This is a genomic window from Fodinibacter luteus, from assembly GCF_039541575.1.
Taxonomy (GTDB): Bacteria; Actinomycetota; Actinomycetes; order Actinomycetales; family Dermatophilaceae; genus Fodinibacter; species Fodinibacter luteus.
In genome coordinates this window covers 106,117-117,768 of the sequence record NZ_BAABGM010000012.1, presented here as the reverse complement: position 1 = coordinate 117,768, position 11,652 = coordinate 106,117, and the positions used below count along the sequence as shown (strand labels likewise).

The following is an 11,652-nucleotide window of genomic DNA, read 5'->3' as shown; positions in this document are numbered from 1 at the left end:
CCGACGAGATCCTGGACTCGATCGGACGACTTCTTACACGAATCTCAGGTGCAGGACACTAGCGGAGCTGACGAATTCCCGTAGAAGGCCCGCTCGTGGTCGAGGATGCCAACGATCTGGCCTTCCCTTCGCCATGACGTTGCCGTCCCACAGACCCACTCGACGAACCGCGGCTCCGTCACCTCGTTGAGGCAATCCGCATCGTCAAGGTCCGCCGCACGGACTGCGTCGTAGTCCCGCCGAGGTCGACGTCCCGGCGCACGCCATCGCCGAGCACGTCTTCGACCATGGCCAGGAACGTCGCTCGCCAGCCGAACCGTCCGGAGCCGTCAAGCGGCCCGCAGGGTAGACCGCGGATCGAGTTCAGTTCCGCTGTCGAAGCGCCGAGATCCTTCTCCTAGGCGTGCCGGTCTCGTTCAGACAGCGTGCCTTTGACAGCGCCGAGGTCGGCGTCGATGAAGGGCACGCAAGAGTAGTCGGCGTCGCACAACCGGTGGCTCTGTCCGCAAGAGTCGACACTCTTGCGCCCCGCCACGTCCTCTTCGGAAAGCGGTGCCATCGGGCTCGCCACCCTCGTCGCCCTCGGTACCTGCAGACCGATCCGATAGCACACTGATAGAACGCCTTGAGCAGCAGTATACAAACCCTATAGACTCACTCGCACAAAGCCACCACCCAGAGCCTCTGTCGCGCCCGGGCCCGGGTCCGACATCCCTGACCGAGGAAGCCCCGTGCCTCGCATCCACATCGACACCAGCGCCTTGACCTATCCGTGGTTCTGGCTCCCCGAGCACCTGCCGCGTTTCGTCGACGGGTCGGTTCCCGGGGGCGTGCAGGTCGATCTCGCCGCAGGCGAGTACGCGGTTCAGCAGACCCGCGAGCGCGCCTCCGACCTGCGCTTCCGGGTGACGCCCCACGGCACCATGGACTTCTCACCGGAGGTCGATCACCTCCTGCGCGGCCGAGGAACCTCGACGCTCCACGTCCTCGGCGTCCCAGTCGTCCTCAACCCGCGTCAAACCGAGTGCCCGCTGCTCCCCATGTGGGGCGGGTGCCGCGAGCCGATCGGACCTCGGGCGGCGACCGTGCGGATGCCGCCCGGCCAGGCGTACACGCTGCGGATCGGCCTGGTGGCCAGCAAGGTCCTCGAGTTCAGCGTGCGGCCGGACGGTGTCGTCGACTACGGACCGGAGTACGAGCACGCGCTGTCTGGCCGCGGGACCTCCTGCCTCACGGTGAACGGTGACGCCGCCACGTCAGCGTGACAGCCGTCTTCGAGCGCTTCGCCACTGACACGATCGATACGGATGTCGCTGTCGTGGACCGCAGTGGTGGGGATTGTCTTAGCGACCTCGGACCGGCCGAAGCCTGCCCCCTCACCGTCGGAGTGGGGCCCCTCGTGACCGGTCTCTTGGATACAGACCACCCCACTGGTGGCGCCTGCCGCGTCACCGACGCGCTCGAAGCTGGGAGGCCCTCCACCCCCGGGTTGAAATGGGCTTGCCCACCCGCAGCACCATAGGCCGCGGCGGCTGCGAGCAGCCCCGATCCCGAACCGCAGTCCTCCGCCCGGCCATCTGCTGACCTGCGTCTCTGCGACGCGCCACCGCCTGACCCGATCCCAGAACACCCGGCTACCCCGGGGGCCTTCGGCCTGCCCACTCACCGAACCATTTTCGAGTCAGCCGCGAGCTGGGCGCTATTGAGGTGGGCGCCAACCGCGCCCAATTTGCGCAAATGCGGAAGGCACCTCTGTTCCGTTGACGAGCAAGCCGGTCGCAGTCGCACGACCAGGGTTCGGGGTTCACCTGGCGGGATCGTCTGGCTGGGTGTCGTCGTCAAGGAGTCGTGCGAGGCTGTCGAGGATCAGGGTGAGGCCGAAGTCGAAGTCGGCGTCGGGGTCGTACCCGCCGTGGTCGATGTGGTGGGTGATGACTTCGGTGAGGTGGGGGAACTGATCGGTGGGGATCTCGGCCAACATCTGCTGAGCTGTTTCGGGTGAGCTGGGCTCGCCGCTGGACAGGTTGGCCTGTTGGCGGGCGAATCCGTAGATGTAGCTGTCGAGCGCTGAGTATGCGTGCAGGGCGACGTCGACGGTGAACCCGGCCCGCCGCAGTGTGCCGATCACCCAGTCGAAGTAGCGCAGCCTCTCGGGCCCGCTGCTGGTGCGCGAGTCGAGCAGCTGGCTGGCCCAGGGGTGCCGTGTGAACGCGGCCTGGGCAGAGCGCGCCCGGGTGCGCATCGCCTGTGACCAGTCGCCGTCGCCCGGGGGGAGGTCGATCTCGCCGACAACCAGGTCGATGATGCCGTTGAGCAGATCGTCCTTGTTGTCGACGTGGTTGTACAGCGACATCGCGTCCACGCCGAGATGCCGGCCGAGTTCGCGCATGCTCAGCGCATCGATACCGCGCTCGTCAGCCAGGACCAGGGCGGCCTGCAGCACCCGTTCCCGGGTCAGCGTCTGTCGTCTCGGGCGGTTGGGATCGCGGCGTCTGGGCATCGGTCACGTCCGTTCTTGCCTGGTCTGGCGTTGCGGGGGCCAGTCGGGCTTCAGGGTTGACACTTACAGTGTAGGTACTACACTTACAGCGTAGGCAATGGTACAGGGCCCAGGCTCGCCCGGCAAGGCGGGCGGGGTGCCACTCGGATCGGAGGAGAAGATGAACACGCTCGATCAGAGCACCACAACCCAGCAGCGATCAGGGGCCATCGCGGCGCTCTACCTGGCAGCAGCGTTCCTGCTGGCGATGCCGTTCTTCCTGGTGGTGGTCGACTATCCCGGGGCCACGGATGTGGCCGAGAAGGTCGCGCTGCTCGCGGACAACCACGCCAGCATGCAGGTGATGTACCTGATCACCTACGTGATCTTCGGTGTCGTCCTGGCGGTCCTGGCCCTCGCCCTGCACGCGCGGCTGAGTCCGGTAGCACCCGCGCTGATGCAGGTGGCTACCGCCGTGGGGCTGATGTGGGCTGTGGTCCTGGTGGCCAGCGGCATGGTCTTCAACGCGGGCATGGCCGCCGTCGTCGACCTCAACCCCACCAACCCGGACCAGGCGCAGTCCATGTGGCAGGCAATCGAGCCCGTCGCCCAAGGACTGGGCAGTGGCTCCGGCGGGGAGTTCCTCGGCGGCCTGTGGATCCTGCTCGTCAGCATCGCATGTCTGCGGATCCGGTCACTTCCCCGGTCACTGAGCTGGCTCGGTCAAGCCGTGGGAATGGCAGGTCTGCTCTCGATCATCCCGCCGTTGAGCGCCACCGCATACCTGTTCGGACTGCTCTCGATCCTCTGGTTCGCCTGGCTCGGGATCGCGATGCTTCGCACGGCCACTGCCTCACCGCAGCAGGTCGCCACCACGCCAGAACTTGTGAGCTCGACGGCCAGCAAGTAGCACCGCAGCCGCCCGGGCACCATCCGCACCATGCGGCCCCGGGTGGCCCTCGGCGCGTCTTCTCCGGATGAGCATCAGGCGGCCTCCCACCTCGCCTGAACTAGTGCGCGGCTGGTGGTCGGCTCAGGACCATGCCCCGCGAAGAGGACCGGTGACATGGCGCATCGAAATCAACGACTCGAGCCGCCATGCCCCACTTCGCCGCGAGGTGACGTCAAGGCCCACCGGGAATGTAGTGACGGATGGCCAAACACTTCTCGATCCGATCGGGCGCTACCGTCAAGGATGATCACCGCGATTCACATGCTCGTCTACTCCGATGACGCTTCCGCGACGCGGGCCTTCTTCAAGGACGTGCTCCAGTGGCCGTTCGTATCCGAGGGGGCCCAGGGCGACGCTGGGACCGGCATTGGGACGGGTGGGCAAGACCCCGCAGAGTGGCTGATCTTCGGGACCGGACCGAGCGAACTGGGCGTGCATCCGACTGCTGGCCAGCACGAAGGTCAGCCCTACCGCTCGCCGAGGCACCACTCAATAGCGGTGATGTGCGACGACCTCGATGCGACAGTGGCGGAACTCTCCGGCAGGGGCGCCACCTTCGCGGGCGAGGCAGAAGAGATGGGCTTCGGTCGCGGGGTTTCCATGCATGTCCCCGGCGCCGACGACATGTTGCTCTACCAGCCGCATCACGCCACGGCTCACCACCTCCCTTGAGCCGGCCCTGCGCCGGAAGCGGTCAACCGCACGCGCCTCGGACCCGGCCCTCTGGCGCATTCCAATCACCGAGCGTCGCCAGAGCCTGCGTCACTGCGCCGCCTATCCGCCCTTGCAGGCTCAGCGTGTGGGAATCTGAAGTCCAGGGCCGGCCCACGAAGAGCTTGAGGTGGAGTGCCTGCTCTATCCCGTACGTCCCAGTCGTTGGGTCACGAGAGAGTCCCTCGTCTCGGTAAACGATCTTGGTTGTGCTGGTCACCGTGAGGGTGACCACTGGCCGCGGCCGTCACGGCGGGGTCATCTCGGGCTTCATCTTGTCGGCGCCGCGGACGCTGTCAAGGACCGTCTGCCCTTGACGATCGACCAGTCGTGTGAACAGCTGTTGGGCATACCCGAACACCAGCGCCCAGGCGAGGATCTGCGCTGAGGTGTCCAGTGCGCTGAGGCCGGGGACGAACTGCCCACGCATCAGTAGCAGTCCGAGGAAGGCGGTGAGCGCTCCGGTAGGCAGCTTGAGGACGGCCAGGGCTACCGGCAGGCTCGACCGCTCGGATGATCCACGGATGCCTCGGATCGCGGCGGCCGCCGCCACGGCCGCACCAGCCAGGCCGACGAGCTCCACGACGAAGATGTCGTGCGGTGAGACGGTCGTGCGCACGTAGTCATCGATGTCCTGGGCTTGCTGGGCCGCTGACTGCGCCCCGTCGCCCTGCTGCGTGGTGGCGAATGGCTCGGACTGTGCGGTCGGGCACACCACCATGGCATTCCCACCGTCCTGCGGTGCGAAGCACAGGGGGATCATGGTCGGCCAGATGAAGCCGATGGCGGCAACGGCAACGACGAGCACCCCCATCAGCGCGCTCGTGGTCACCAGGACGTCGCGGAAGCTGCGTACGCGGACCTGCTCGCGCATCGACGCCGAGCTGGCGGCCCGCACGGCCGAGACAATCGCGCCTCGTTCCGCCCGAACGATCCCGAGGCGCTCTTCCTTGATCCGCTCCCGCGCCTTGGGTGCGTCGGGCTCGGGCGTGGTGGGAGACACGTCGTTGATGCCTAACCTGCGCGCCAGCCGCTCGAACTGCGTCCGCCTCGGGTCGGACGTGATGAGGTGACACTGGACATGGGTGAGCAGGCTAGGAAGCTGGCCCAACAGATAGTCGGGCGGAGCGAAGTTGAGCAGCTGGGCCTCGGCGGCGTCGAGGTTGCTCTTCGCTCGCTCGCGCAGGGCTCCGGTGCGGAATCTGGGAAGTCGGTCCCTGGGACTGGTCTTTGCCAGTTCGGCGGCCTCCTTCGCCGCCTCCAGGTGCCGGGTGATCGAGTCGACGAAGACCCAGGACTCAGCCACCTCAGTGTTCACCGACGCCCAGTCGCACAAAGTGGTCAGCTCCCGTGCCCGGGTGAGCGTCCCCTCACGCCACCCGGCGGACACCGGGCCGCCCACGGGCGGGTTGCCGCCCGCACGGTGAGGAGCCGCGCTGGGGCGACGCGGCGAGCCCTGCTCCGCAGGGGCCGAGGGCTCTGACCTCGGCGTCCCGGCAGATGGATGCAACGAGGCCTGCGCAGTGTGCCCTGGGGTGGAGACGATGCGGTGGGTCGGGGTGGGCGCCACTGCCGGGGCGGTCGCCCCTGCCGGACCGGTCGTCACGGTCGCGGTGGTCACTCCAGCCCGGGCGGTCGCCACTGTCGCTGTGGTCACTTCGGCCGCGGCGGGACTCAATCGCCGGCTCATGTCTGCCTCCCTGCTCGTACTCCGCGCCTACCGCCGCACGGCTCGACCTGCGCGACAGGCCAGGTGTGGCCCACTCCACACATCAGGAACACCGGCTGGCGCCAGTGATACGCGTGGAGGCCGTCCGGACCCGGGACAAATCGCGCTGCCGGAACTGTCCTCGCCGACCCTGTAGCGGATCGCGTCCGTCCACTACGACTCCGTACCGCAGCGCAAAGAAGTCCGGCCCAGTCACATGGGCGCACCTCCAGAAGGCTCGCCAACATCGGCGACGTGAGACCGAACCCTGGGTCCTGCGGTTCGTCAACTACGTCATCCCAGACGCCACCCAGGTCGAGACGTCCCCGCCCTTTTCAAGGTGCGGCAGCGGATGCACGCGCGCTTGAAGCACTGCACCCGGGCCAAGGACGCCGCGCCTAAAGCCACCCACAGCACAGACTTCGCTAAGAACACACTCCGAACACTTGCGTCTGTAGCCGCCAGTCGACCGCTTCGACCTGGGCTGTTCTGGGCACGACCGCTTCGACAGGGGTAGCTCTGGACAGTCCTGGCAAGGACGCCGTCGTTGGAAGGTGGTTCTTCGTGTTGCCGCGGTCCTGTGAACATCCACGAAAGCCCGAGACTCCGGCCGCTGTCCTGCGCGATGAGACGGGCACCGCAACGGGTCTGACGCAGGCCCGCAGTCTGCCCTGACGGGCCGGGGCTGTCGGCCAGCCGGTGGGTGCCCGGCACTCAGAGATCGGCGAGGAACCCCAGCAGTGCCGACTCGAAGGCCTGCGGCTGCTCGAGAGCAGCGAGGTGGCCGGTGTCCGGGAGCACGCTGAACCGGGCACCCGGGATGCCCGCCGCCAAGGACACCGACGCCATCACCCCGGGGTCGCGATCCTCCTCGCCGACGATCACCAGCGTGGGGACGCAGACCTGCCCGAGGCGGGACGTCACGTCGTCGCGAGCCATGATCGACTGGATCGCCACCAGCATGGATGCAGGGTCCTGGTCGAGGAAGCGCCGCCGCCACTGAGCGACCAGCTCCGGCTGCTGCCGCCGCGCCGTCGCACCGAAGAGCTGCTTGAGGACAACGCCGACGGTGAGGTTGCGGGCGGGGGTCACCGAGAGCCGCCCCAATGCCGCGACCTTGGCACGTCCGCGCCAGGCGGCCGGACCGGCACCGGTGTCGGCCAGGGCAAGCGCTCGCACCCGCGGCTGGTGTACCAACGCTGCCCGGATGGCTGCGAAGCCGCCGACCGACAGGCCCACCAGAACGGCGTCGTCAACGTCGGCATCGTCGAGCACCGCGATCAGGTCCTCGGCCATGTCCCACATCGTGAAGCGCTGCCGGTGAGGCCCCGAGCGGCCGTGGCCACGGTTGTCCAGGTTGAGGACCCGATAGCCAGCCTCGACGAGGGCCGGCACCTGCGGCCACTGGCGGCCATCACACTGCCAGCTGTGGCTGAGCAGCACCGCGGGTCCAGTGCCGATGTCCTCATAGAAGAGGCTGGCGCTGCCATTCATGGTCGCTGGCATCAGGTCACCGCTCAAGAATTGATGGAGCACTGTGCTCATCCCATCGTGGCCGCCAAGGCGTGTCATGAGCCGGGACTATGTCCCGCCTCACAGTGCCGCGAGCCGGCGGGCCGTCACGGCGCGAGGTGCAAGCGTCGTTGGTGACTGCGAGGCACGGGTCACTCTCGCCTGTGCGGGCAGTGCGCCCAGATCTACGCTGGGAGAGGAGGCGTTGTCATGGTCACCACTTCAGATTCGACCAGTTCGACCCACCCCGCTCCAGTCAGCCCCCAGCCGCGGAAGCGCACCCCCTTGGCCCGGGCATGGACCTCAGTAGCCTCGATCCCTTTGTTCTTCGTTGTGTCGTTCGTGGCGCAGACGGTGATCTACGCCCTGACGGGCTACGACCCGAGCTCGGGAACCGTGCCGCTGTGGGCCAACCTGGCCGCCGGGCTCCCCGGTCTGGCCATCGTGCTCGTCCCTTGCGTCGCCGGCGTCGTCTATGGGTGGCGGGCGGTCCGGGCGGGCGTTCGCGCTGGGCTTGTGCCTGCGGTGCTGGCGGCCCTACTGGGCGTCGGGGCGGTTGTTCTGACAGCCGCCAACCTCTAGCGTCTCGCGGTCAGGGGCTCGCACGCCATGACGTCCACACCGAACCAGCGCAGCATCCACATCGACGCGCCCGTGGAGAAGGTGTTCGACCACATCAAGGATCCGAGCAACTTCGTCGCGGCCGACCCCGAGCCAGTGCACCTGTCGAACGTGTCGCTGACGCCAGAGGGCGTCGGCTCCACGTGGGAGACGTCGTGGCGTGCATTCGGCCTGCCACTTCACGCGGTAGTGACCCGCGCGGAGTTCGTCCCGAACCGGCGGATCGTGGATCGCGCATCGACCGGGGTGACATGGACCTACAGGACCGAGCCGGACCCGACCGGCACCACCTTGTACCTGGCCTTCGCGATCACCACGAAACTGCCCCTGGGCAACAGGATCCTGAATCGGGCATTTCGTAGCCAGGGCCGGCAACTGGAGAAGATGCTCACCACCTACCAGGAAGCGATCCAAGCCTGAGGCAGCCCTCGGCGCGGGGCTTCGACATGAGCACGAACCACACCTGCACTTCGCCGCGTGCGACGGCCCCTGGTTGTGCGTCACAGGGCCTTTCTGTGCCATCCGGGGGAGTCGGCACACCACCGCCGGCGAGGCGCCCAAGGCGGCTTTGCTAGGCCATCAGCGAGAAGCCGTCGCGGGTCGTCCGATTCGCCACGATGAGTGTGCCTCGAACGAGAGTTGAGTAATGGCGCTCATGCCACGAGCCATCCGCAGGCCGATGGTGGATGCATGATGGAGCTCCCGGCGCCGACGAGTCGCCCCGTCCAACGACGCACGTGGCCAGTCATGCTCACCTACGCGGCCCTGGCTGTCGGTGGGGCCCAGTTGCTGGCCGCGGGTGCCCTAGCCATTGACGCCAGCCACCGGGGACGACTGGGCCTGGGTCGGGTACTACTTCGCCGGAGGGATCGCAATATTCGCTATGCCCGCGATTGCCCTTGCCCTCGTGGCAGTCAGCGCCCACCGGAGGGACCCGGGTCGCGGACGCGTGACCGCCTCACTAGCAGCACTCCTCGTGGTCTGCCCCCTGCTTCTCTGGAGCTTCTGGGGCTTGAGCTTCTGATCTGCAGCAAACGTGGACGACGCCCAGACGCGGAGGGGTCGGAGGGGTAGGAAGGGTCGGAAAGAGTCTCATCGCCGCGTGACGGAAAGTTCGCTCTCGTCCCCGAGCAGGTGCAGCTCCGAGTACTGAGGAGAGGCCGTTCAGGAGTCCGGGTCTGTTGTGGGTCCGGTTTGCTCCCCGCGAACGACCGATCGGATACCGGTCAGGATCGTTGCGGGGTTCCCGTCCTTGGTGAGGACCCCCGACGCTCCGGCGCCGAGCGAGAGCCTGACGTGGGCGGGGTCGGTGGAGCTGGTGAGCACGAGGACGCGGGTGCTCGAGCAGGCGCCGACGATCGTCTGCGTGGCCTGCAAGCCGTCGGTGCCCGGCATGATCAGGTCCATCAGGACAACGTCAGGCAGGGTGCGCACCACGAGGTCCAGCGCTTCGGCTCCGTCCTGGGCCTCACCCACCCACTCCATGTCGGGTGCCCCGACCAGGACCAGCCGCAGAGTGTTGCGCAGGATCTCGTGGTCATCGACCACCGCGACGCGAATCGGCTCGGGAACGCAACCACGCGACCCGGAGGATCGTTGCGACCGCGCGGACGAAGGCTCAGACATCGCCAGCCCTTCTGGACACCTAGCGCCTCAGGCGAGGGCCCTGACGACGGGCATCCGACTCCATCGTGGGCCACTGCGCGCGGCGACGGGGTGATCGTGCCGAGGAGAATCCCCGCGCGCGTCCCCCACATTGGGGTGGCGCATGCCGCCAGGTCACAAGGACAGTTCGCCGCGCACCCGGGACCCGCTCCCGGTTGAGGACTCGATGCTCAACGTCCCCCCGGCAGCCGCCACCGTCGCCGAGAACAACCGCATCCCCAGGTGACCGGCGCGACCGCTCGTGGTGGGGTCGAAGCCCACTCCGTCAGGGACCGGCCCACCGAATCCGCAATCACGAACGTGCGTCTCCGCGAGGCGGGCGAGCCGTAGTCCTCGACAGACCTTGCCGTTGGCCGCCGTGATGACGGTCGGGCCGAGCGTTCGGCGAGCTGCCTAGGGGATCGGTCGTTCCATGAACACCCAGTGGGACTTGTAGCGATCCGGGATCTCGCTTTCGGGGTACGGGGCGATATCCATGAAGCCACGTGAACGATAGAGGGCGTGCGCTGCGGTCATGAACAGTGGGCTGTCAAGTCTCACCGACCCATACCCAGCGGCCTCGGCAACGGATATGAGCCGATCAAGCATGTCCCCTCCGATACCACCGCGACGGCACTCGGGCGCCACCCACATGCGCTTGACCTCCGCAGTAGACGTCCCAAGGCTTTGCAGCGCAGCTGTGCCCACCGCCTCACCGTCCTCGAATGCGAGAAGAAGACGACCCGCCGGGGGAAGGAACCTCTCGATCGAGGCCAGGTCGCGTTCGACGAACTCCTGCACCGGAAGGCGGAATCCGAACCGGGCATCAAGCCCGTCGTTGCCCCAGTTGAGGTAGTCGAGCCAAAGCCGGCCAATGGCGTCAACATCCACTGGTAGCTCAGCCTCCCGGATTCTGACCACGTCCAAGGCTAAGGCGCCTGCCCCGCCCGGCCAAGGGTCCTGGGGCGGCGAGCGGCGCTCCGGATCGCGTGGTAGGCCGCGACGAGTGTGTCTCTCCGCTAGCGTACTTGCCCCCGTTGGTGAGGGCCGCCACAAGGCTGCTTCGGCGTTGGTCAACACGGCGAGGATTGATGTGTGTGTCCGCGCTTCGCTGGTTGGCGTTCAGTGCTTGGTGCGTGAACCGAGCGCTCCCTGTGAGGCCGCGGACTCTTCACGGCCGCAGACCGGTCACCGGCTCATCTCGCGTCGGGTGAACGCGCGGGGGGCCGGGCCGTCGATGGCACAAACGGACCGAGGAGGTCGCGATGGTCACTGACACCACAAACGTGCACGGCCAAGATGTGAAGGTCGTGCGGGGGGCGGCCTGGCGGGGCACGGCCCGCGTGGTCGGCACGCTACTGATTGTGTGCTCGGTGGCCACACTCTCCAGCGTGGCACCACTGGGTTCCCTCCTGGAGAGCCCGGTGGACTTGGCGCAGCTGGCGGCGAACGACAACGCGGTGGTGCTCACCGCCCTGATCGAGTTCGTGGCGGCAGCCAGCTGCGCTGGCATCGCGATTGCCCTGTACCCGGTGCTGCGCCGCTACGGTCCTGCCATGGCGTTCGGGGCCGCGGCTGCACGAGTCGTCGAGGCGGCACTGGTGCTGGTGAGCACGCTCAGCCTGTTGGCACTGCTCTCCCTGGCCCAGGAGTCCGTTGACGCCGGGGTGACGGGCACGGCTGCGACCGACGCGTCCGTGCAGGTGCTTCTGGCCGTGCGGGAGTGGGTGCCGAACTTCATGATCCTGCTGCCATTCCTGCTCGGGGCCGGGCTGTACTACGTCCTGATGTACCGCTCGCGTATCGTCCCGAGGTGGCTGTCGGTGTGGGGGCTGCTTGCTGTTGGGCTGTCCTTGGTGGCCACGGTGTACTCCGGGTTCACCCAGGACTTCGGGATGGCCACGTTGAGCACCGCCCTGAACGCCCCCATCGGCCTGCAGGAGATGGCGCTGGCCCTCTGGTTGATCGTCAAGGGATTCAACCCGCAAACCACGCTCCCGCCGGCGCAGAACCGGCCGTGAACAC

12 protein-coding genes are annotated in these 11,652 nt (G+C 67.5%); 7 read left to right on the top strand and 5 right to left on the bottom strand.

Going from position 1 to position 11,652, the window contains the following annotated elements; genetic code table 11:
* Positions 1-731 precede the first annotated feature (731 nt).
* Positions 732-1,265, top strand: coding sequence for a hypothetical protein (locus ABD899_RS09690; protein WP_345205137.1), 534 nt, complete (start codon positions 732-734; stop codon positions 1,263-1,265).
* Between the two features lie 539 nt (positions 1,266-1,804).
* Here ABD899_RS09690 and ABD899_RS09685 read toward each other — a convergent pair.
* On the bottom strand, positions 1,805-2,443 hold the full coding sequence (locus tag ABD899_RS09685; RefSeq protein WP_345205135.1) for a TetR/AcrR family transcriptional regulator: 639 nt from the start codon (positions 2,441-2,443) through the stop codon (positions 1,805-1,807).
* A 217-nt stretch (positions 2,444-2,660) separates the two neighbouring features.
* Here ABD899_RS09685 and ABD899_RS09680 point away from each other — a divergent pair, with 217 nt between their 5' ends.
* Positions 2,661-3,389 carry a DUF4386 family protein gene (locus tag ABD899_RS09680; RefSeq protein ID WP_345205133.1) on the top strand — a complete coding sequence of 243 codons (729 nt, stop codon included), beginning with the start codon at positions 2,661-2,663 and terminating at the stop codon, positions 3,387-3,389.
* A 285-nt stretch (positions 3,390-3,674) separates the two neighbouring features.
* A complete protein-coding gene (locus tag ABD899_RS09675; protein WP_345205131.1) occupies positions 3,675-4,103 on the top strand; it encodes a VOC family protein in 429 nt (142 codons plus the stop codon).
* Between the two features lie 286 nt (positions 4,104-4,389).
* Here the strand turns inward: ABD899_RS09675 and ABD899_RS09670 are convergent, their stop codons facing one another.
* Positions 4,390-5,448 (bottom strand): hypothetical protein, encoded by a 1,059-nt coding sequence (locus tag ABD899_RS09670; RefSeq protein ID WP_345205128.1) that lies wholly within the window; start codon positions 5,446-5,448, stop codon positions 4,390-4,392.
* Between the two features lie 1,116 nt (positions 5,449-6,564).
* Entirely contained in the window at positions 6,565-7,395 is an 831-nt protein-coding gene (locus ABD899_RS09665) for an alpha/beta fold hydrolase (RefSeq protein ID WP_345205126.1), read from the bottom strand.
* Positions 7,396-7,683: 288 nt separating this feature from the next.
* On the opposite strand from ABD899_RS09665, the gene ABD899_RS09660 reads away from it, so the two are divergent.
* Both ABD899_RS09660 and ABD899_RS09655 read left to right on the top strand, forming a co-directional pair.
* Positions 7,684-7,944 (top strand): hypothetical protein, encoded by a 261-nt coding sequence (locus ABD899_RS09660; protein ID WP_345205123.1) that lies wholly within the window; start codon positions 7,684-7,686, stop codon positions 7,942-7,944.
* 27 nt (positions 7,945-7,971) lie between these two features.
* Positions 7,972-8,403, top strand: a complete 432-nt coding sequence (locus ABD899_RS09655) for an SRPBCC family protein (protein WP_345205121.1) — start codon at positions 7,972-7,974, stop codon at positions 8,401-8,403.
* 744 nt (positions 8,404-9,147) lie between these two features.
* Here the strand turns inward: ABD899_RS09655 and ABD899_RS09650 are convergent.
* A complete protein-coding gene (locus ABD899_RS09650) occupies positions 9,148-9,609 on the bottom strand; it encodes a response regulator (RefSeq protein ID WP_345205119.1) in 462 nt (153 codons plus the stop codon).
* 142 nt (positions 9,610-9,751) lie between these two features.
* Here ABD899_RS09650 and ABD899_RS09645 point away from each other — a divergent pair, with 142 nt between their 5' ends.
* On the top strand, positions 9,752-9,874 hold the full coding sequence (locus ABD899_RS09645; protein WP_345205116.1) for a hypothetical protein: 123 nt from the start codon (positions 9,752-9,754) through the stop codon (positions 9,872-9,874).
* A gap of 167 nt (positions 9,875-10,041) precedes the next feature.
* Here the strand turns inward: ABD899_RS09645 and ABD899_RS09640 are convergent, their stop codons facing one another.
* Complete coding sequence (locus ABD899_RS09640; protein ID WP_345205113.1) at positions 10,042-10,548, bottom strand: GNAT family N-acetyltransferase; 507 nt, start codon at positions 10,546-10,548, stop codon at positions 10,042-10,044.
* Between the two features lie 344 nt (positions 10,549-10,892).
* Between ABD899_RS09640 and ABD899_RS09635 the strand changes: the two genes are divergently transcribed.
* Positions 10,893-11,648: a DUF4386 domain-containing protein gene (locus ABD899_RS09635; protein ID WP_345205111.1), complete on the top strand. Its 756-nt coding sequence runs from the start codon at positions 10,893-10,895 to the stop codon at positions 11,646-11,648.
* The last annotated feature ends 4 nt before the right edge of the window (positions 11,649-11,652 follow it).